Source organism: Bacillus sp. HMSC036E02 (assembly GCF_001836235.1).
Taxonomy (GTDB): Bacteria; Bacillota; Bacilli; order Bacillales; family Bacillaceae_G; genus Bacillus_A; species Bacillus_A cereus.
The window spans coordinates 52362-75144 of record NZ_KV827856.1; the positions used below are offsets into that span (position 1 = coordinate 52362).

Consider the following 22783-nt stretch of genomic DNA (forward strand, 5'->3'; position numbering starts at 1 on the left):
GATTATAAAAATTACATAATCATAGATTATTATGCAAATACTTCCTCTAGACGGCGCAGATGGTATATAATGATGGAAGAATCTACTTCTATATGCTCATTTTTACACAAAACAGTTCATGCATATGAAAGAAAAGAGGTACAAAAATATGAAAACAAAAAAAACAATTGCTGCGTCTACACTAGCTTTAGCAATGATTGCTGGCGCGAACTCTGCTCATGCGGAAGTAAATGATGCTACTCCTCAGCAAAGTACGGGAGATCGATTAGCTGAAATTAAGCAACATAAGCAAGAGTTAGATGCAAAATTGCAGCAACACAAAGAAAACGTGGATCAAACATTAAATGAACTTAACAAGGTTAAGGAAAATGTTGATACGAAGGTGAATGAACTACATGAACGTAAACAAGTTGCTGATGAAAAAATTAACGAAGTTAAACAGCATAAACAAGAACTAGATGCAAAACTGCAGCAAGACAAACAAATCGCCGAAGATAAAATCGCTGAAATTAAAGAGCATAAAAAACAAGTAGAAGATAAAGTTGCTGAAGTAAAAGAACATAAGCAAAATATCGATAACAAAGTGGATGAGATTAAAGAACATAAACAAACTGTCGATGAAAAAGTGAATGAAATGAAGCAACATAAAGAGAACATTGATCAAAAGGTTAATGAACTTAAGGAAGTTAAAAAACAAGTAGATGAAAAATTAGCTGAGTTAAAGAAAGCGAAACAAACTGCTGAGGACAAACTCGCTGAACTAAAAGAAAACAAGCCGAATACTGGTAACACGTTAGAGGAACTTAAGAAAATTAAAGGCAATTTAGACAGTCTTTCCGCTAACTTAGAATTAGCTAAACAAGATGTAAAAAATAAACTAGCTGTTTTACAAGAAGCTAGACAAGATTTAATTAATAAAATTAACGAAATTAAACAATCGAAACAAACTGTTTCAGATGATTTATCAAAGAAAAAACAAGACTTAGATATTAAAATCAACGACTTTAAGCATACTGAGAAAAAAATTGACGACAAATTAGCTGAGTTACATACAACGAAGCAAAATGTTGATAACAAGATTAATGAAGTATCACAGTCTAAACAAACGCAAGAAGATAATGGTACTAAAAACAATAACGCTAAAGAACTTCCTAACGCTGGTAGCGAGCAATCAAACAATATGGCTCTAGGAATGCTATCTGTATTAGGCGGTGTTTTATTACTTACTCGTAATAAAATTAAAACGTTATTCTCTAAATAAGTCCATAAAAAAAGGAAAACCGCACATACATGTACGGTTTTCCTTTTTTTATATTAACTGTCCATCTCGAAGCGTCAATATACGATCACATACATCAAGCATTCTTTCATCATGTGTAATCATAATTGCTGCTTTTTGGCTCTCTTTCACTTCACGTTTCATCATTTCAACAACTTCACGTGCGCGTTTTGAGTCTAAGCTTGCCGTTGGCTCATCCGCTAATATTAAATCTGGGTTGTTCATGAACGCACGAGCGATTGCTACCCTTTGTTTTTCCCCGCCAGATAGTTGATTTGGATAATGATTCTTTCTTTCTCCTAATCCAAATGCCGCTAATAAATGATCTGCACGCTTTTCGGATTCTTGTTTACTTTCTTTTTTTAGCTTTGCAATGTAAAGTAACTGTTCTTTCACATTTAAATATGGAACAAGGTTTGCAAACTGGAAAATGAAGCCGATTTTTTTCAAACGAATGTCTGTCATTTCCTTTTCTGATAACTGTGTAATATTTTGCTCACGAATGTAAATATCCCCTTTTGATGGTGATAATAATGCACCCGCGATTGATAATAACGTACTTTTCCCTGATCCAGAAGGACCGACGATTCCGATAAATTCTCCGGCTTTCACATCAAGCGATATCGGATGAAGGGCTGTTACTTCCGTATTCCCTTCTCCGTACACTTTACTTACTTTGTCTAATTTTAATAATGAAGTCATTACATCCCGCCTCCAATTGCTTCTAATGCATCAACTTTTAATACTTGGTATAACGAAATAAGTGTTCCTAAAATACTAATTACGATAAAGATTGCTGCATATTGCGCAATCATCGGTGTTGTTAATAAGAACGGCATACCTGCTGGTAAAATTTGTTCTAACCCTTGTACAAGAACGATACTGATTACCATCGCAACGACTGATAAGAATAACGCCTGCACGACTAAGCTATTTGCTAAATACGAGTTCTTTGTACCGATTGCTTTTAATACACCTAATTGCTGTGTTTTTTGCAGTGTAATAACGTAGAAGAATACACCGATTAGTAATGCAGCGATAACAAGTAAGAACGCAATGATCATCGTTAATGTTCCTTGTTCTTCTTTAAATCCTGGAATACTTTGTAGCACTTCTTTTTTGTCAATTACGTGTGCATTTTTAATCTCTTTATCTGTGTTAAGTGCAATTGCACTATAATCTTTTTGGTTTGGTTGTGAAATAGCACCCCATACGTCTTCATTTACATAAACGACTGGTGTATGGCTAAACATTTGATCTTTCGTAAATCCGACGATTGTAAATTCTTTCTTTGAAACAGGATCGATAATTGTATCCCCAATATCGATTCCTTTTTCTTTAATTGATTCATCAGCAACCATTTCGTTATTTGCTGTACCTAATTTCTCCCCTTTTACAATGTTCGGTTCTAAAAATGAATCCCGTTCACTTGAGAAAATAGCGATATCAACCTTTTTCGAACTATCTTTCTTTTCATATGTTGAAACTTTCACACGAAACGGAACGGCTTCTTTCTCGCCTACTTGATTTACTACGTTATCTACATCGTCTTTCTTAATTTGTGAACGAAGTAATTTATTTTCCGCATCATCTGCTAAAACGAACTTATTCGCCTCCATATTTTGAATCGATGAAGCATTATCATATGATAGTCCATTTGCTAATCCTGAAATAACAAGAACTAAAAATGATAATAACACCATAATCAGTCCGATTAATCCGTATCTTAATTTTGATTGTTTCAATTCACGCAGAGCTAAAAACATTTCGCTCGCTCCTTCCTCTTTCTTTCTATGCACTAATCATAAAAAAGAAATATGAACGGAATATGAACAGAAGATTACAGAGAGTAAGATTTAATTTTCAGAAAGTATTGAAAATAAATAGAATCCTTGATACAATTCAGTCAAATAATATTGACCGAGTAATTTAATTCAAGGAGTTGATCATGTTGAAGCCCGTATTAACACTAACTACTTATAGCCAACTAAAAGCATTAAGCGATCCATTACGTGCCGAAATGATGATACGTCTATGCGAACGTCCTTATACTGGACAATTACTATCTGAGAAATTCGGCATTTCAAGGGCGAAAATTCATTATCATTTAAAAGAATTAGAAAAGAATGAGCTTATAGAGATCGTTTATACAGAAGAAAAGAATGGGATTGTTCAAAAGTTTTATCAATCTGTCGCTAAAGGCTTCACCCCTGCCGCAGATCTATTACCTCATTTAGAAATATTAAGCGAATCAGGTCGCCAAATCTTTTTACAAATGATAGAAAGAACGAAAAGCCAAATTCTCGCTGCACCAGAAGAAGCTTTTACATTACAAAATGCAAGTGAAGATCCAGCTAAGTGGAATTACGTTTCATCCTGCTGGGAATTTGATGCTACGCCAGAACAATTTCAAGTGTGGGTGAAAAAGTTTTATGAATTAATGGCTGAATTAAACGAAATCACAAAAGGTGCAGATAAAGATCCGAATAGCAAACCTTATTATATTTCTACTACTGCACTTCAAATCGCTGAGAGAACAATGCAGCAATTTATTAAAAAAGAAGAAAAATCGTAATACGATTTTTTTTACCGAGACGGTCAATTTTATTTTACCGAATAAAATTATTATAAAGGAGTAGATAAAGTGGACATATTAAAAAACCGAAATTTCCTCTTATTATTTTTAGGGAGAATTTTTACAAACATAGGAGATAGCTTGTATTATGTAGCAGCAATGTGGCTCGTATACAAATTAAGTGGTAATCCTTTTTATTCTGGATTGGCTGGTTTCCTTACGTTATTACCTTCTGCATTACAATTTCTTACTGGTCCATTCGTCGATAGATGGTCAATAAAAAACACCCTCGTCATCACACAAGTTTTGCAATGCATTCTTATTTTAATCATTCCTATTACACACTACTTCGACCTATTAACAGTCCAACTACTACTCATCATCATGCCAATCGTAGCCTTTATCGAACAATTCGCCTATCCCGCACAATCGAAAGCTTTACCACTTCTACTGCATAAAACACAATTATTAAAAGGAAACTCACTCTTTTCATTTGCATATCAAGGCATTGATTTAATTTGTACGACTCTTTCTGGAATATTAGTAGCACTATTTGGCGCAATTACTTTATATGTGATCGACTCCTTTACATTCGCGATTACTGCCCTTTTGTTCTTTTCATTAAAAATGCCAAAACAAACTGAAGCAGACACAACACTTTCAACAAAGCAATATTTCTCTGATTTAAAAGAAGGCTTTTCAATCGTCTTTCGTTCATTGATGGGTGTCTTCTTAATCGGTTCCATTGTCGCTAATTTTTCAATCGGTATGACGATGGCAATACTCCCTTCTTTCGCTGATTCTTTAGGCGGTGTGAAATTATATGGTTTCTTTTTAGCCGCTATATCCGCTGGTTGTTTAATTGGAGCACTATTCAGTTCATGGGTTGGTAAATATAATGTTGGCCGTGTCTCCATTATTAGCTTTGCAACTGGCGCTTTCTTTTGGTTTCTCTCTACGGTTGTACCGTTTCAATGGTTATCCATTTTTTTATTCGGCTTAGCTTGGATACCAATTGGTGCGACCAACATATTATTTGCAACTATTGGTCAAATTGTAATTCCAAACCAATATCTTGGACGCATCAATTCAGTCACACGGAGTATGGGCACAATTGCTATGCCGCTTGGCTCTTTAATTGGCGGATACACTGCGAATGTATATAGTAGCCAACTCATTTTCGCGCTTGCTAGTATTGGGATTTTATTCATTTCCCTCGTATGGCTACTTCATCCGAAATTACGGGCTTTGCCGAAAGCAGATGAAATTACAGCGGATACTTTTGAGCTTCAGTTTAAGGAAGAACGGGTGAAAGATACTGCTTTGTAACAGAAATACAGTACGTGAAATTTATATCAGCGATTTTTCAAATATATCAGCGCAAATAGAATTATATCGGCGATTTTCAAAATATATCGGCGCAACTCAAATTATATCAGCGATTTTCCGATTATATCGACTTACCGACATAAAACGACAAAAAAAGAGGCCGTTCCGAAACAGCCTCTTTCTTTCCATCTATTTCGGAAGCTCCACCCGAACGGTCGTTCCTTCCCCCTTCGTACTATACACCGAAACGTTTCCATGATGCAGTTCAACAATCTTCTGCACAATCGACAACCCTAAACCGCTACCTTCTACGTTTCTCGTCCTTGCTGTATCTACTTTGTAAAAACGGTCAAAAATACGATCCATTTCTTCTTTTTCCATACCGATTCCGTTGTCTGATATAGAAATAATGACACTAGACTCTAACTCTTCGACGAAAAACTCAATCGTTCCACCATCGTTTGAAAACTTAATGCTATTCGTAAAAATGTTACTCCATACTTGATGAAGTAAGTTTTCATCACCTTTTATAGTGATATCTGGCACATCAAATTCAACGGCGATATCTTTTTCCCGCCATTTCCACTCAAGCATAAAAATGACGTCTTTAATTTGCTTCTGCAGATTGAATTCTCTTATTTGTAGAACCTTCTCTTCTTTATCTAATGACGCAAGGGTAAGTAACTGTTTACATAAACTAGACATTCGCTTACTTTCGCCCTCAATAATTTGTAAATAATGATTTCTTTCTTCCTCACTCATCTTTTCTGTTTGCAACGTTTTTGAAAAACCTTGTATGGAAGAAAGTGGCGACTGAAATTCATGTGAAACGTTCGAAACGAATTCTTGTCTCATTTCATCTAGTTCTTTAAGACTCTTCGTCATCTTTTGGAAGCTTGTAGATAACGTTCCTATTTCATCTTTTCGTTTTACATCTAATTCAATTTCATATTCCCCACTCGCAATTTTTTGCGTAGCCTTCGTAAATTTACGGATTGGGCGAACGATGTAACCTGCTGCAATCGCTATAAAAATAATACTTAATAGTACGATAAACCCTAGTAATACCGCTAGAAAAATTCTCATCTCGCCGAATTGTTGTTGAACGTCAGGGCGAATGAATAAAGCGTACTGTTTATCACTGTGTTGTACTGGGACACCGACGCTATTAATTAATTCATTATCGAAAAACCCTGTAATAAAGAGGCGCGTTGGATATGTAGAAACACCATTAAACGTTTCTCCTTGCAATACTTTATGAACAGTAGCATCGCTAATAGACGTCTTACGAAACGCATTACCGATACGCTTTCCATTCTTTTGATCATCGACAATATAAATTTCATACCCTAACTTTGCAATAGAATGTAAGTACGCCTCTTGATTTTCTTCACTTTGCTTTTCATATAACGATTTAACTTCTTCAGCATACTTTAAAATCTTTTCACTGTTATACGGTTTTAACTTCACTTGATAATATACGTTCGTTAATAAAAAGCCGATAATACTACTAAGTAGCATAATGCCGACTGTCATAAATACAAATCTAGAATATAGTGATTTCATCTTATTTCAACTCCAACTTATACCCGAGGCCGCGCACTGTCGTAATTTGAAAATCATCCGTTCGTTTTGAGAAACGATCTCGCAGCCTTTTCACATGAACATCAACTGTTCGTTCATCTCCTTCAAAATCCATTCCCCATACTAATTCAATTAGCTCTTCTCGTGAAAATGTTCTTCCAGGATAACTAGCAAGTTGTGATAATAACTCAAATTCCTTTAAAGGAAGCAAAATTGTTTGACCGTTACACTTTACTTCTACACCTTTTCGATCAATTGTCGTTCCGTGCAACGTAATAATATCTGCACTCAGCATTTGATAACGTCGTAATAAAGCTTTCATACGGAAAATCACTTCCGCTGGTTCAAATGGTTTTACGATATAATCGTCCGTACCAGAAATGAATCCTTTTTCTTTATCAACTAACTGATCTTTCGCCGTTAATAAAATAACCGGTATATCATGATACTTCCGGATTTCTTCACATAACGTATAGCCATCAACGAACGGCATCATAATGTCTACGATCGCAAGATGAATATTTTCCTTCTCTAAAACGTCTTGCGCTACCTTTCCATCTTCTGCTTCAAAAACTTTAAACCCCTCTTTTTGTAAATGGTAATGCAACAACTCTCTAATATGCTTATCATCATCAGCTAATAAAATATGTATCATCTTCATTAAACCCTCTCTTGTTCATCCTTCTACATCCTTACCTTAAGAAACAATTGAATTTTTTGCAAGAAAAAGAATCTATTTTGAAAAAAGACTATTCAAAATAGATTCTCACGTTTTAGTATTAAAATTATTTTAATCAAAAACAATTTCTAAGCCTTCGAAATATCAACAAATCCTTCTCCGAACACATCACGAACATCGTGTATAGCGATGAACGCCGCCGGATCCGTAGTTTGAACAATCCGTTTTAGCTTCACTACTTCTTGCTTATTAATAACAACATAAAGAATATCCTTCGGCGTTTTCGTGTAATAGCCATGACCTGAATACACGGTAACCCCTCTCCCCATTAAGGTTGTCACCTTCCCGGCAATTTCATCTGGATTATCAGAAATAATCGTAATAGCCTTCTTCGGATTTAACCCTTCAATTACAAATTCCATCACTTTCGTTGCTACATATAGCATAATAATTGTTATCATCAGTTTTTCTGCACCAATGATGAAATAAGATGAAAACGCAACGATTAAATCGAAGAACAGTAGACCGTAGCTAATACTCCAGCCTAAATACTTATGCGTCATTCTTGCTAAAATCGTAGTACCTGCTGTCGTTCCACCAACGCGAATGATAAGACCAATACCACACCCGATAAATATTCCTCCGAAAATGGCATTTACAAGCATTTCATCCGAAGCAATTGTCCATCCTTCTGTTAAATGAAGAAATAGCGAGTTAGTCACTACAGCGATAATCGTATAAATTGTTGTGATTTTATTTAAAAATTTATAACCGACTATTAACAAAATCGCATTTAAAATTAAGTTAACTAAACCTGGTGACCATTCAAATAAATAGTACGTAATAATCGTGATACCTGTTACCCCACCCTCACCAAACTCGTTCGGGATAACAAATAAATTGACACCTAACGCAAAAAGAAATGCACCAATAATAATAAAAATAATGTCTGTCGTTCTTTTTTTCATACAGTACCTCACTTCTTATGTAAATATTTATTCTGTCATAAACTCTCACCATTATATCGTGGAATATTCAAATCGAACAGTGGTTTGTTTTTATTTTAATATAAGATAAAAAATCAACATTATTTATTATGTACTGCAAATAAAGTTTTGATTTCAACCGTAATTTACTCTTAAAAAGAAATGCTGAACATTGGCTTGCGCAAATTTCAAATAAAAAAGTACCCATCTAATTGTCATACGCAATGAGATGGGTACTGCCTGATACATTTAGTTTTTACATGTATTGTTTGGAGAAAATTGCAAATAACGACCTATACTCGCCTTATTAAGACCAAATCCATACATCATCATTATTTTCAGCGTTCGTCTTTGCTTCATGAACTTTTTCAATATGATCAACTGTGTTCCAGTTAATAGAAATACCACCCCAGCCTACATACTTCATATCAATTTTCACTTTCTCACCCACATTAAATACTTGTCCCTTTGTTAAGAAAACATCAATAATAGCTTTCTTCCCATTTAGCGATGGATACTCAACTACAACATATTTAGTAGCACCGTCTCCCTCATCTTCCATCGTTCCTGCTTTTGATACTTCTCCAATTACATAATTAGGTGAGCCATCTTCTTTCATGTGCATACCTAACTTGTTTGTTGTATTTTCAACTGCAGTTGCAACCATATATTCTGTAAAATTACGCATCATAGATCCAGTAGCTTTTACTTCATCTCCTACTTTCACATTTGAAAGTGAATCAATATACACACTAACCGGTTCCTCATATTGCTTAGATTTTACAACAATTACACCGTTACCTACTTCTACTACTCGTCCTTCTAACGTCGAGAAATTCGATTCAATAGAAGCTGCACTCGCTTTTGTTACTTCTAGTCCTGGTAAATTTGTTCCTGATAATGCTGCGATCCCTAAAGCACCTGCTAAAATTAATTTTTTCATACCCATTATGAAACATCTCCATTCATGATGATTTTATTTTTTTGATTGGTATCGACCAAACTGTAATCATTATAGTTACAGGTAGTGAAAATAACAACCGTTTTCCTCATGCAATGTTGCATACTGTAATTTTCAAATATAAATCGGTTATTCCTATATTCAACACTAAGACTGAATTCTTGAATCCCAGCAGGTAAACGGATTGATGATGAAGAAACTAATGTCATACATCATATTTTTCAATGATACAGTTTGTATAATCGTAGTCCATTACATTATGTAGGAGCGGAGTTAACATGTTAAAAAAACCAAAGAGATTACAGCCAGGAGATACCGTGGCGACAGTAAGTCCTTCTTGGGGAGGAGCCGATAACGATATGACAGGACTCAAATAAATAAAAAACACTCCTATAAGATATGACTGTGAATTGGTACTTTTCAAATGATATGAAGATTACTTCTCTAATGATAAAGGGGGATTTACGTGTATGGACGTAACATTTACAGTAAGTAAATGGGATGAAAAACTAATTGATGATACTAGAAAAGATTTCCCTATTAATATTGCCCATGTTGAATATGATATTGATGGAGAATTAAAAGGAAAAGCTTTTGTTGAATACTTATTATATTATCTAGACTCAAATATAAATGATGGTCACTTGGCTACGGCTAAAATTTCTGGATTTTTACACTTTGAAGGAATTTATAAGGGGCAACAAGGGACATTCACAGCTATAGAGCAAGGAATATTTGATAAAGGAAATTTAGATTCCCCAGGAACAATTATTAAAGCTACCGGTAACTTAGAAAATCTGAGAGGGTCCTATAATTATCAGTTTACAGGTCAAACTAGTAAACTAATTTTAGAATTTGAACGTTAGCAAAATACCTTATAATTTAGTGGAAAGGACATTTCTTGTAATACTAGGAATGTCCTTTTTGTTGACGAGCTGATTCAACTATTTTCTAATAGTTAAGAAAAGAACAGAATATACGTTATGGGGGAATTAAAACGCTAAGCCTGAGAGGCATGGAGAACCCACTTATTCATTACTTCTCCTATTAAAGAATAATCCCCGAAAAACTCCCCTTCATAACTTCTTTTCCAACTTGATTCACACATGTAAACATCGCAATTATCTTTGTACGTTTTTTTCATCAGGTTCTAATTGTTCAATTGTTACGTCACAACGAATAGTTACTATTAATTGGTGACTTTCGATCAAATGAAAATCGCCTCTTATAGAGAGCAGTTTTACTTATATTTATTCTTATGCAAATTCTGAAGCATATTCTTCGTATGTCTTTAATGTATTAAGCAATCGAGCTGATTCAATCATGATTTCGTTCGAAGAATCAGTTACACAAATGACAATAAATCGATTATCATCTCTATCTCCAAACAATCCTTCTGATTCAAGTTCCATTAACACATTTAACGTTTCTTTCAACAGTGTATTTACTCGTATGTTAAAGTCATCTTCGACGATATTATGATATTTCTTAATAATTTTTTTCACTTCATCAAACATTCCAAAATCGTCCCATTCGCTCCACTCAACAGATCCGTATCTATAATAATTGTATAAAGGATCCGATTTATTAACTTTGATTAGTCTTTCTTCATTAGCCACTGGTCCAATGCTATTGACACAATCGTCTGTTAATATGGAGTACCCATATATTGTGTCAACACCGCACCTAGTTAAAAGTTCGTTATAATGACAACGAATTGCATTTTTCAATTCAACATAAAAACTTTTTTGAAGATGCATTTTCATCGTATTTCCTCCATTTTTTTGTAGCGACCTGCTGTTACATATTTCAATCTTAACATGAAAATCAACATTAAACGTTAACTGAGCCAAAATAAGAAAAACCGAAACTCAAATCATTTCGGTTTTTCAAAACTATAGAAGTCAATATTTACTTTAAAGAATGGACAAACAACCCACTACGCAGTTTCGGTTCAAACCACGTTGATTTCGGTGGCATGACTTCTCCGGCATCTGCGATTGCTAATAAATCTTCCATAGATGTCGGATATAATGCGAATGCTGCTTTGTATTCGCCGCTGTTCACAAGGCGTTCTAGTTCTTCTAATCCGCGGATTCCTCCGACAAAATCGATACGTGAATCAGAACGCGGATCATGTATTTCAAGTACTTGGCTTAATAAATGATCTTGCAGGATAGATACATCTAAACCTCTAACAAGATCATTCGCATCAAATGTTTCTTCTTTCACAGTAAGCTTATACCACTTCTCATTTACATACATACCAAATGTTTTTGGCTCATTTGGTTTATACGGAGAAACAGGTGCTCCTTCTACATAAAAGTACTGCGTAATTTGATTTAAAAACTGTTCCTCTGATAAGCCATTTAAATCTTTCACAACTCGGTTATAGTCCCAAATAGATAACTCATCATGAGGGAATAAAACAGATAGGAAGAAATTAAACTCTTCTTCTCCTGTGTAATTTGGATATTGTTCTCTTCGCATAAGTCCTACTTTTGCAGCTGATGCAGAACGGTGATGCCCATCTGCAATATAAAAATTAGGAATATCTTCAAATGCGTTTACTAAAGTCGTAATTACATCTTCATCTGCAATCTTCCACGCAACATGCTTAACACCGTCTTCTGCTGTAAATGTATAAATTGGCGCATGCTCTTCTTTCCAGCTTCTAATTAAATGCTTTACTTCATCTTTTGTACGGTACGTTAAAAAGATCGGACCTGTATTTGCGTCACACACATCTACGTGGCGAATACGATCTAACTCTTTTTCATGACGTGTTCTTTCATGTTTTTTAATTGTATCATCTTCATACTCATCAATAGATGTACAAACGACAAGGCCTGACTGCGTTCTTCCTTGCATCGTCAGTTCATAAATATATAGCGCTGGCTCTTCATCTTGTATGAACACTTCTTCTCGTATAAATTGCTTTAAATTGTCGCCCGCTTTTTCATACACGCGATCATCATACGGTGACAGTTCAGGGTCTAAATCAATTTCTGCTTTATCAACATGCAAGAAAGAATATGGATTCCCTTTTACAACTTCCCTTGCCTCTTCACTATTTAATACGTCATACGGTAAAGCTGCAACTTGTGCTGCTTTTTCCTCTACTGGACGAATGGCCCGAAACGGTCGGATTTTTGCCACATTCCTCTCTCCTTTACACAATCATTCGAACGGCTACAACACCTGTAATTTTGCTTATATTTTCCACAATATTCTCTTTTATTATATCATCAATTCCGTTATCGATATCAATCATTGTGTATGCCCAAGAATGTTTACTACGATTAATCATATCGGCAATATTAATATGATGTTCCGCTAAGCATCCTGTAATTTGCCCTACCATATTCGGGACGTTTTGATGCATAATTGTAATTCGTTTCTTTCCGATATACGGCAATTCTACGTTTGGATAGTTTACTGAATTACGAATATTTCCTGTCTCTAAATATTCACGTAATTGACGCGCCGCCATTACTGCACAATTTTCTTCCGATTCAGACGTTGATGCGCCAAGGTGAGGCGTCGCTGTTACATTTTTCATCTTTATTACATTTTCATTCGGGAAATCCGTTACGTAATGTGTAATAATATCTTCTTCTAATGCTGTTTGAAGAACCTTTTCATCTACAAGTTCTCCTCTAGAGAAATTAAATAAGCGCATCCCTCTTTTCATCTTCTCTACAGCGTGTTCCCCAATAATCCCCTTCGTTTGATTCGTAAGAGGAATATGCAGTGTAATATAATCACACGTTGCAAAAATTTCATCAAGGCTAAATGCTCTTTGCACATGTGTAGAAAGACGCCAAGCTGTTTCAACTGAAATATAAGGATCATATCCGATAACATCCATCCCTAACGCTAACGCATCGTTCGCAACTAAAGCACCGATTGCGCCAAGTCCGATAACACCTAGACGTTTCCCTGCAATTTCTGATCCAACGAATTGTTTTTTTCCTGATTCAACAAGCTGTGGTACTTCTTCACCCTCTAAGTTTTTCGTCCAACTTACACCATTAATAATGTTACGTGAAGACATAATAAGACTGGCAATAATGAGTTCCTTTACAGCGTTTGCATTTGCCCCCGGCGTGTTAAATACTACAATTCCTTTTTCTGTACATCGCTCGACAGGAATATTATTTACACCAGCGCCAGCTCTTGCAATCGCCTTTAAGTCTTTTGAAAACTCTTCTTGATGTAAAGAGTAGCTACGAAGCAAAATTCCATCTGGATGATTAATTCTATCTCCTACTTCATAACGTTCTTCAGTAAAAACTTGCAAGCCTTTTTCTGCAATTTGATTTAACGTTTGAACACGAAACATATCCCCATCTCCCTATCTATTCTCAAGCTCAAATTCCTTCATATAATCTACTAATCGTTTTACGCCGTGTGCTGGCATCGCATTGTAAATACTGGCACGCATACCGCCAACTGAGCGATGTCCTTTTAACGTAACAAGGCCGCGTTCCTTCGCTTTTTGTAAAAACTCATTGTTAAGTTCTTCTGACGGTGTTGTAAATGGAATGTTCATAAGTGATCGATGCGCAGGATCAACTGGTGAAGTAAACAATTTAGATTCATCTAAAAAATGATAAATAAGTGAAGATTTCATTCTATTTTGTTCTTCAATCGCAGATACTCCGCCTTGCTCTTTCAACCACTCTAGTACAAGTTTTGTTACGTAAATACTAAAGGATGGCGGTGTATTATATAAGGAGTTATTTTTACTGTAAGTTTCATAATTTAACATTGTCGGACAAGAGCGATCTGCTCCCCCAATTAAATCTCTTTTTATAATAGCAATCGTTAAGCCCGCTGGTCCTAAATTTTTTTGTGCTCCCGCGTATATAAGACCAAACTTCGAAACATCATATTGTTCTGACAAAATATTTGAAGACATATCCGCAACGAGCGGCACTCTTTCTATATGTGGAATATCCACATATTTTGTCCCCTCAATTGTATTATTCGTTGTAATATGTACATAATCTAGTTTTTCATCGCTTAGTAAACCGTCCAGTTTAGGAATCGTAGTAAACTTCTCTTGCTCGGAAGAAGCAATCACTTGTACTTCCCCAACTTTTTCGGCTTCTTGCAGTGCCTTTTTAGACCATGAGCCAGTTAGTACGTATCCAGCTTTTTTATACGTATTCATTAAGTTCAGTGGTATCATAGAAAATTGTAATGACGCACCGCCTTGTAAATATAAAACATCATACTCATCAGGGATGCTCATTAATTCACGAAGTAAGTTACTCGCTTCCTCTATAATACTTTGAAAATAAGAAGATCGATGACTCATTTCCATAATAGACATGCCTGTCCCGTTATAATTTACAAGCTCCTTTTGCACTTTCTCTAAAACTGGCAAAGGGAGTATTGATGGTCCTGCTGAAAAATTATAGACTCTCTCCATTACCCTCATAACCTCCCTATTTCTCATTTTTATTAATTTTTAAACTTTCTGAATTATAACCCGAAATATAATACGTGGTCAATTTGTTTTCTATTATTACGGCGCAAGACGCAATGGAATCGCTTGCATGTGCAAACTATTTTTATAAACATACAAAAAAGTGTTAAGTACATAATCGTACTTAACACTCTAGTAATAAAGTATAATTGCTAATTATCCGTGAAGAACCGATCAAAAATTTGATAAATAGCAGAAAGACCAATGAGCCAATAAATAGTGTCCACAAGCGCCGGCATAGAACCAAACCATTTCTCAACTACATTGTAATCTAACGCTACAAACAACCAATTCAAACCGCCGAGAATCACCAAAATTACTGTAAGGTAAGACAAAAATTTCATTATGATTGCCCCCTAGGTGATAAGATGGTGAAAGGCCTTTCACTAGAAATATATGTAGTAAACTTCAAAACTTACCTATTTTGTAAAAATTATTTTCGGTACCAGCCGTTAATAACTGCCTCCGCTTCTTTACTATGTATTTGATACGGATGTGTACTATCATTAGAGCCAATAAACCAAATTGAAAAACCTTTAAAATATGGTTTCGGTTCTAATACATCGCGGTAAGCACGCCATCCATTTAATTGTACATCTTTCGAAAACACATTAGAAACATCTGGATTCCACGGATTTTGCAGTCCAAGTTCACGCGCTGGAACGTTAAATCCACCAAAATAAACGGGCTTTCCTGTTGCATTATGTAATTGTTCCAATTGCTGAACAACATTTTGTCCACGGTTATATACTGTCGTCGCAAATAAACTTTGCTTCACTTCTTCATATGACGGATTTCTTTTTCCAGAAACTTCAAACCAACTATCGATACTAACAATATCTACCTTCTTTAAATACGGACGGTTTATTTTCTCTATAAACTTCGCTTCATAAGAAGGATCCCAGCTTGCTGTTAACCACCAGTTCATTTGATACAAAACATTTCCTTTATACTGATTACGAACAAAATCAATTGTATCGCTCCAGTATCCTTCTGCATACTCCATATTCACGAAATTAGAAGCAATCTTTAGTCCATACACATTGTATTTACTTGTAATGGAATTAAAAATATCTTGCAGAATAACCGTCTTCCAATTCCAGAAGAAATCATTAATGTTACTTGGGTTCCATTCTGTCTCTCCAACATTCCCCTGCTGAATATATGGGAACGGTTCCACTATAACTTGAATATTACGCTTTAATAATTCTTGAATTAAAATAATAGCTTGTTGCTTTTGCGCTTGATTAATTACCATATTAGTAGAAGTCACATTTGGGATATCTACTTGAATCGGTACATTTACTGTATTTAAATTTAAGCGCTCCACATCCGCTAATACTTTCGCTACATTTCCAACTTCCCATACTGTTACGTTTCCTGATTTGATTTTTCCAGATTGAACAGTATTTACATCTGCCTGTACATTTCCTTGAAAACAAAAAGAAAACAACATAATAAACACTCCTAAAAAACTTATTAAACTCTTATTTTTCTTCACAACTTTCCCCCTATAATTTTTGCCTTTCTTGATTATTTTATACAACGTTTCACATTTATTCCAGAAAAAAATGAAGTGCCGTTCAACTATATTCATATAAATCTTCTAAAAATAGTAGGAAAAATAAAAAAGGAGCAGATTTCCGCTCCTTTTTATCCTTTTACGATTGAAATTATTGAATCCCTTCTGGTAACTTAATTGAATCAAACTTTTCATATGAATCAATCTTTATACTCACAACTGCATCCAATTTTTCCTTATCTGTACTAGCTTTTTTATCTGAGTTACTTTCACTCACTTTTATAGTTGTTCGCATCTCTTCAAATTTATAATCTTTTGTTATTATATATTCAATATTAAACGCATCCATATTAAATCCTTCCGTTAATTTTTTCATATCTCCATTAATTTTTTGTAATGTATCTACCGCTTCTTTTCCCTTTAAATCAAGTGTAAGTTTATATGTGTCTCCATCTTTCTTTGCTTTCATTTTCTTAGCCAAAGCTTCCGGTAAATCTAACTCATTAAGTAAATTTTTACTGACCATTACATCATTTACATTAAATTGATCATTAGGTATCGTAACTAACTCTCCTGTATCAGGGTTTTTCACTTGAGCAGCGACCTTTCCATCTACTTCATACGTTACAATATCTGTACCACTTATTTTCATTTCAGCTCTAGAATTCTTCAGTTTCGGCTCCATTTGTATTTTCATTTTAATTTCTTCTGATTGGCCGCTCCCCTTCATTGACATAAGAGATGTCAATGTAAGATATTCCTCTTGTTTTAATCCGTCAGCTGCTTTTTTAAAAATATCTTTCGCTACTAACTCTTTTTCTTTTTTTACAGATACTGTTTTAGGTCCACTTGTTTTTTCACTGCTACAACCAGTTGTTAAACCTACTATTAGCGCCAAACTAGATATTACAACCATTTTCTTCATACTGATTCTCCCCATTTCCCACTTAAAAATATTTTCATCCCATGTATAGTAAATCAACTGAAATAAATATATATACAATAATTATTTAACCTCTAAACGAAACCAGTTATTCAATCCGTATACTAATGTAACTAAAGCTCCTATCATACCAAAAACAACAATATTTATACCAATTGACGAACCAAATAAAACAGCCATCATTGACACCATCAGTAATAGCATAGCAATACTATTTATCTTAATTTCTACTACATCGCCATCCTTTACTTTCTTTTCTTTACTTCCAAAAAAGAATTGTTTTACTTTAATATTCGCTTCATCTAATTCAAAAGGAAGCGTATATTCTTCGTTATTCTCAAGTTTCATTACTACTTCGTTATCTACCTTTACAGCAACTCTTGCTGCTCCTCCCATTGCCCCTGTTGCTCTTATTACTTTAATACTCATGCTAAATCTCCTCTCCCCCTATGACTTCTCCATGTCATTCATTTTTGTAATTCTTCTCTTATGAAATCCTTGAATGTAAAACAAAAAATGTATTTGTATGACACCGAAATCTTTTACGCTATACACCCATTTCTCGTTAAACAAAATATTCCAACAGAAATTATAACAAGTTCCTGCAAATTTTTTTGTCAAATTTTGTCGCGTTTACAAAAAAAGAGACTCTTACATATAGTAAAAGTCTTTTCTATCATTACCGTGGCTGTAACGTTAACATTTTCCCTTCTATTCCCGCTGTATTCAGTGTAGTCGTATGATAAATCATCTATTTGATCATGATACCAATCCCTTCTAAAAGGATAAAAATCCTCTTCCCCCTAATTCGCTTCTATTATGAAAGAACCTTTTGAAACATTGAAAAACCCCCTTCATTTTCCTACCAATGAAGGGGGTTTTTCTTATCGTTCGCTACGCCAACTTTCATTATGCCCAAGATTTGAATCTTTCGCTACTTGCACATCATATAACATTTCACTAAAGAAGCGTTTATCTACTTCTTTTGGTACAATGCGTCTTTCATCATCAATCTCATCGTATTCATATGAACCACGATTCACTGTACCTGCTTTATAAAATTGAATGTCAAATACACATACATCTTCTTCATCTTCATAACCAATCGGTGCTCCGCTAAATGACAATTGCACGCCTAATCCGGTACGAGTATCTTCTTTGTAAAATGTATAATATACACCGCCATCTTGAACAGACCCACGGATCCATCCAAGCTTCGTCATCTTACCGAATAACGAACGACCATTTAGTAAAATACCGCCAAATCTCTCAATAGCACTCTCATCATTCTCTTCTACTACAAACACTGGACGCTCAATTTGTAGGAACGGCTGAACAATTTCCGCACTTTCTAATTGCTCTTTCCATAATTCCTTCTCCGCCTCAGGCAATTCTAACGGATGAACGAAACCAATAACAGTGCCAGATGAAAGTTCATAACTCTTCCCGTCAATTGTACAGAACACGCCACCTTCTGCATAACGGAATGCCTTCAGCAACTTCCCCTCCTTATACTCACCCCAAATGAGTGAAATAGAAAATTGCTTCATAATTGGATTATCCATAAATACAGACTTCCATGCATTATGTGACCAATAACGCTTTAATGAAAGTGCCGTTTCCAATCGTTGTTTTTGCATGGAAAGAGTATTTCGGAGTTCCTTCTTTAAAGAGGCTAATTCTTTTTTAGCCTCTTCAGCCTTTTCTACATTATCTTTTGCATTCGGCTTTGGAAGTGACTTCATACGTTTTCCTTCTTCTGTCTCTAACTCAATTTTTGACTCTGTAGTTAAAATGGCAGTAAAACTTCGATTCCCGAAATCCATTATTTTTTCACCATGTATAGTAAAGCCAAGGTCCGGCACCAATTGATCTTCCAGCTCTTCCTCTGTTATACCACGTGTTTTCGCAGCAAGACTTAGCGCTTCTTTTGCTGCATTACGTACTTGCTTATGTTTATATTTAAATGCTATTGCATGAATAGACATAAGTGCAAGCTTAGATGAAGACAAACCTAAAGCACGAACGGCATCCGCTGCTATCTTTCCTCTCATTTGAAGCACCCATTCATCAATTTGCTTTATAAGTATGTCGACCATTTTGTCGTCACTATACATTCCGTATAACGAAAGAATTCCACGTTTCTTCACATCTGCGTCTTGAGAAATCCATATTTGATATATTGTTTGCACATATTCTTTTAAGTCCTCTTCATTTAAAGCTCTACTAATTACTTCTGCTGTTTCTTTCTTCTCAATAGCAGCATCTGAAATATACTGTTGTAAATAGGCTAACGGAATTGCAGCATCAGCAATTTCATCAGAGTCACGTAAACGGATTTGTGGCTCATCCCCAATCAATTGCAGAAGTGAATTTCTTGTTTGTTCAGTTAAAATACGTGCACATAGTTCTTCTATCTTTTCTTCCTCCGTTTGAAATAAAAACGAGAATTTTCCTGTGAAAGATTCATTTTTACTTTCTTGCAAAGCTTCCTGTACAAGTTTCGTATATTTTTCAAGCTTATACTCTATAAGTATTTTCATCACATTTTCACGAACAATTTTCTTTTTATTATGAAGTTCAACTGCTACATCTGCTGCAGCTTCTACATCTTTTGAAAGCAGTTTAACTACAGACTCACGCATTTTTTTAGATGAATCTCCTAAGCTTTTAATTAAAATTGGACGCATTTTAATCATGTTATCCTTTGCTAACTCTTCTAAAATATATGCTTTGGCCACAGCAGAATACTCATCAAATCGTTCAATGATGTACGCTTGTTCTTTTACAATTACACAAACAAGCGCTTCCTTCGCCTTATTTCGCTCTTCACTGTAGCATGCAGCTTCTTCAACTGCATAAGCGATAAGCTTTTCCTTACTTAATCCATACGAAAGCAGATCTTCTAATACTTGTTTCGGTTCTACTCCTCTGACAGAACATTCGTAAAGAAGTTCGTATAAATTAACACTATCTTCATCTCCAAACTGTAGTGTAAGTACAGCTTCCCTCTTCGCTATATCATCTATATCCCAAAGAAGCGCAACCTCTAACACCGGCATACCCCAATACATACTTCTATATTTCGGATTTTTAAGTATTTGCTCCATATCCTCAAGTGACAATTTCCCTAGTAAATAATCACGATATGTATCCCGCACTGTAGACAATTTTATTTGCAAAGCAGCAACAAAAAATTCTTCTCGCATTTTCCCTATATTTAGCTCATATCCTTTTTCAGCTAACGTGCGTGCGATGATGAGATAATTCATTTTACTTACATATTGCAAAGTACGTTGAATAAATTCAGGATCTTCCTCCAACATAAAGCATAGCAATTCATATTCATACGTCTTACAAAAATCCTCACTATTTAAATCATGTTGCCTTAGACGATGCGCAAAAAATCTTTCCTTAGAAATCCAAAACTGTGTACAAAAACTTTGAATTTCTTCATATGTTTCTCTATTTACACTACCAGTTTTTTTGTAGTTTTGAGACTGACCGAGAGTGTGACACATATAACGTGTTGCATAGTTTATAAAACCCCAAACATTTTTCTTCGCCAATATTTCAATATATCGCCTCGCAACATTCGAATATTTATGAACACAAAATAATAGCCGCCAAATATGTTCCGGTAAATTCCCACCTATAAATACTTCACTATCATCTTTACCTTTTAAATACCGTTTAACTGCTTCAACCTTTTCCTTTTCCCCTAGCAGTTTCAATATAAATTCTGTATGTTCTTCTAACCTCTCATTCAATAAAGAACTATATGTACGAAACTTTTCATAATCTACATCAAACATTACAAGAAGTAATGTTACTTGCTGGTTAGTTGGTAAAGTATGTAATTCTCCCTCTATATAGTTCGGATTCTCTCTTGTTAACTCTCTAAGAAAAACATCTGCTTCATTCACATAACTTGAAATACTGGATAAATATTTACATGCGATTGCTACAAGTTTGTCCAAAGGAAGTGCACTTTTTTCTAAATAAATCTTCATTTTAGAAAAACTGACATGCGCAAAACGGACTACAAGAACATTTAATAATTGCTCCTCGAGTATATGGTAAAATAATCGAAAAAAATCCGGATTTTGTTTATGCACTTTCCTAAAATCGTTTATAAATCGCTCCGCAAAATCGCTTCTTTTTTGATCACGAATTGTCGTTAGTTGAATATCTTTTAAAATCTCTTCTTCTTTTGTCTGTAAATATCGTTGTGATAATTGTTTCTGTTCTTCTGTCATATTAATATATTGAAACAACTCAGATGTACTAGTAGTCAAACTTTGTACCCCCCGCATCTTTTTATCTATTATAAAAATACCCTTATTTAATGGTAGTATAGCATAAATCTCACAAAAACGAACATATATTCTATGTTAAGTTAATGTAAATTAAAATACACTACTCAAAATACATTTCCTTCTCTCTAAACTTCCCATTACGCACTTCTCCCCACTAAAATCCTTTAATTTTTCACTACACCAATTCCTCAAAATCCACTTCACATAAGCTAACGTTTTCTTATTATTTTCAAACGCAATTTTAAGTACCTCTAACACTTTCTCTCCAGAAAGTCTTTGTATCCAATTCTTCAATTCCTTCACAATATATGGGGATAAACTACTAATATTTTGTTCATAAAACTTATAAACTTCACTATTTGGAACGTCCTCTTCTATGGTTTCCACCTCTATCTCTTCCGCTTCTTCTTTCTCTTCAATAACTACTTGTGAACTACTATTATCCTCTTCTTTTGGCATACCAAAATGCTGCAATAATAATGGAATCTTGTATTCTTCTTCAAGGCATTTACGTAAAAATATATGTATGAACTTATTACTTTTTATAGTCTTTAACTCACGTAATACGCACTTCTCCACATTCGTATTTGAAATAGGGTTATAGTGTAACCAATTTATTATGAATACCTCTTTCGTTTCCGTATCATATAAAATCTTTCCATACTCAACAAAACTGTTTAGCAACTTCTCAACAGTCTCCATACTGTAGCCTGTTTCAAGCTCTGCCACACGCTTCGGTAATACGTAAATTCCACATTGCTTTGTTTTCGTACCAGTTAACAAATATATGTAAAAATAACGCTCCTCTGGCGTTAAATCTAATATGAATTCATCTTGCCAAAAGTTCACCTGCACATTACGGTATACCGCCATATGTTTCCCTCCACTCTTTGCTAGTAAATAGGAAAATTTTAATCCTTCATTATAAAGATAGGCATACGGGAATGGTTTTGGCATTCGAATTACAATTTTTTTACTACTACAACGCCGGTTTCATTTTTTCGCGCTTGTTTTGTTCTTGTAGTTGTTTTTGTTTTTGTTTTTTCTTAGTGATTTATTACTTGGTAGGGGCTTATGAGGGGCTTGGAAGGGCATTCTACATTACATAC

20 protein-coding genes are annotated in these 22783 nt (G+C 34.8%); 4 read left to right on the forward strand and 16 right to left on the reverse strand.

Features of this window, described 5'->3' with window-relative positions; genetic code table 11:
* Nucleotides 1-148: 148 nt before the first annotated feature.
* Nucleotides 149-1261 (forward strand): LPXTG cell wall anchor domain-containing protein, encoded by a 1113-nt coding sequence (locus HMPREF2590_RS18420; protein WP_050821988.1) that lies wholly within the window; start codon nucleotides 149-151, stop codon nucleotides 1259-1261.
* A 48-nt stretch (nucleotides 1262-1309) separates the two neighbouring features.
* On the opposite strand, the gene HMPREF2590_RS18425 is transcribed toward HMPREF2590_RS18420, so the two are convergent.
* Complete coding sequence (locus HMPREF2590_RS18425) at nucleotides 1310-1981, reverse strand: ABC transporter ATP-binding protein (protein WP_000202597.1); 672 nt, start codon at nucleotides 1979-1981, stop codon at nucleotides 1310-1312.
* Nucleotides 1981-3045 (reverse strand): ABC transporter permease, encoded by a 1065-nt coding sequence (locus HMPREF2590_RS18430; RefSeq protein WP_000477754.1) that lies wholly within the window; start codon nucleotides 3043-3045, stop codon nucleotides 1981-1983. The genes HMPREF2590_RS18425 and HMPREF2590_RS18430 overlap by 1 nt, the downstream gene beginning before the upstream one ends.
* Before the next feature lie 185 nt (nucleotides 3046-3230).
* Between HMPREF2590_RS18430 and HMPREF2590_RS18435 the strand changes: the two genes are divergently transcribed.
* A complete protein-coding gene (locus tag HMPREF2590_RS18435) occupies nucleotides 3231-3854 on the forward strand; it encodes an ArsR/SmtB family transcription factor (protein WP_025966679.1) in 624 nt (207 codons plus the stop codon).
* 69 nt (nucleotides 3855-3923) lie between these two features.
* Entirely contained in the window at nucleotides 3924-5183 is a 1260-nt protein-coding gene (locus tag HMPREF2590_RS18440) for an MFS transporter (protein ID WP_050821989.1), read from the forward strand.
* A gap of 189 nt (nucleotides 5184-5372) precedes the next feature.
* Here the strand turns inward: HMPREF2590_RS18440 and HMPREF2590_RS18445 are convergent, their stop codons facing one another.
* The 4 genes from HMPREF2590_RS18445 to HMPREF2590_RS18460 form a co-directional block, all read right to left on the reverse strand.
* Entirely contained in the window at nucleotides 5373-6749 is a 1377-nt protein-coding gene (locus tag HMPREF2590_RS18445; protein WP_050821990.1) for a sensor histidine kinase, read from the reverse strand.
* 1 nt (nucleotide 6750) lies between these two features.
* A complete protein-coding gene (locus HMPREF2590_RS18450; protein ID WP_000781961.1) occupies nucleotides 6751-7428 on the reverse strand; it encodes a response regulator transcription factor in 678 nt (225 codons plus the stop codon).
* Between the two features lie 146 nt (nucleotides 7429-7574).
* Nucleotides 7575-8414, reverse strand: a complete 840-nt coding sequence (locus tag HMPREF2590_RS18455; protein WP_016118250.1) for a YitT family protein — start codon at nucleotides 8412-8414, stop codon at nucleotides 7575-7577.
* A 325-nt stretch (nucleotides 8415-8739) separates the two neighbouring features.
* A complete protein-coding gene (locus HMPREF2590_RS18460) occupies nucleotides 8740-9381 on the reverse strand; it encodes an ATP F0F1 synthase subunit alpha (protein ID WP_044584638.1) in 642 nt (213 codons plus the stop codon).
* 482 nt (nucleotides 9382-9863) lie between these two features.
* On the opposite strand from HMPREF2590_RS18460, the gene HMPREF2590_RS18465 reads away from it, so the two are divergent.
* Complete coding sequence (locus HMPREF2590_RS18465; protein WP_000383503.1) at nucleotides 9864-10259, forward strand: DUF3224 domain-containing protein; 396 nt, start codon at nucleotides 9864-9866, stop codon at nucleotides 10257-10259.
* A gap of 390 nt (nucleotides 10260-10649) precedes the next feature.
* On the opposite strand, the gene HMPREF2590_RS18470 is transcribed toward HMPREF2590_RS18465, so the two are convergent.
* The 10 genes from HMPREF2590_RS18470 to HMPREF2590_RS18515 form a co-directional block, all read right to left on the reverse strand.
* Entirely contained in the window at nucleotides 10650-11159 is a 510-nt protein-coding gene (locus HMPREF2590_RS18470; RefSeq protein ID WP_050821991.1) for a DUF4303 domain-containing protein, read from the reverse strand.
* A 145-nt stretch (nucleotides 11160-11304) separates the two neighbouring features.
* Entirely contained in the window at nucleotides 11305-12552 is a 1248-nt protein-coding gene (locus tag HMPREF2590_RS18475) for a DUF1015 domain-containing protein (protein WP_001063068.1), read from the reverse strand.
* Between the two features lie 13 nt (nucleotides 12553-12565).
* Complete coding sequence (locus HMPREF2590_RS18480; protein WP_000490230.1) at nucleotides 12566-13738, reverse strand: 3-phosphoglycerate dehydrogenase family protein; 1173 nt, start codon at nucleotides 13736-13738, stop codon at nucleotides 12566-12568.
* Nucleotides 13739-13750: 12 nt separating this feature from the next.
* Nucleotides 13751-14833: a 3-phosphoserine/phosphohydroxythreonine transaminase gene (gene serC / locus HMPREF2590_RS18485; RefSeq protein ID WP_050821992.1), complete on the reverse strand. Its 1083-nt coding sequence runs from the start codon at nucleotides 14831-14833 to the stop codon at nucleotides 13751-13753.
* Nucleotides 14834-15042: 209 nt separating this feature from the next.
* Entirely contained in the window at nucleotides 15043-15234 is a 192-nt protein-coding gene (locus HMPREF2590_RS18490; protein ID WP_000670803.1) for a DUF378 domain-containing protein, read from the reverse strand.
* Nucleotides 15235-15323: 89 nt separating this feature from the next.
* A complete protein-coding gene (locus HMPREF2590_RS18495; RefSeq protein ID WP_000739764.1) occupies nucleotides 15324-16391 on the reverse strand; it encodes a glycoside hydrolase family 113 in 1068 nt (355 codons plus the stop codon).
* Between the two features lie 172 nt (nucleotides 16392-16563).
* Nucleotides 16564-17337 (reverse strand): DUF6612 family protein, encoded by a 774-nt coding sequence (locus HMPREF2590_RS18500; RefSeq protein ID WP_000738989.1) that lies wholly within the window; start codon nucleotides 17335-17337, stop codon nucleotides 16564-16566.
* An 81-nt stretch (nucleotides 17338-17418) separates the two neighbouring features.
* The gene (locus tag HMPREF2590_RS18505; protein WP_030026431.1) at nucleotides 17419-17784 is read right to left on the reverse strand and encodes a hypothetical protein; all 366 of its coding nucleotides are present in this window, start codon (nucleotides 17782-17784) and stop codon (nucleotides 17419-17421) included.
* A gap of 455 nt (nucleotides 17785-18239) precedes the next feature.
* Nucleotides 18240-21653, reverse strand: coding sequence for a DUF4132 domain-containing protein (locus tag HMPREF2590_RS18510; RefSeq protein ID WP_070861493.1), 3414 nt, complete (start codon nucleotides 21651-21653; stop codon nucleotides 18240-18242).
* Nucleotides 21654-21764: 111 nt separating this feature from the next.
* The gene (locus HMPREF2590_RS18515; protein ID WP_050821994.1) at nucleotides 21765-22547 is read right to left on the reverse strand and encodes a DnaD domain-containing protein; all 783 of its coding nucleotides are present in this window, start codon (nucleotides 22545-22547) and stop codon (nucleotides 21765-21767) included.
* Nucleotides 22548-22783: the final 236 nt, after the last annotated feature.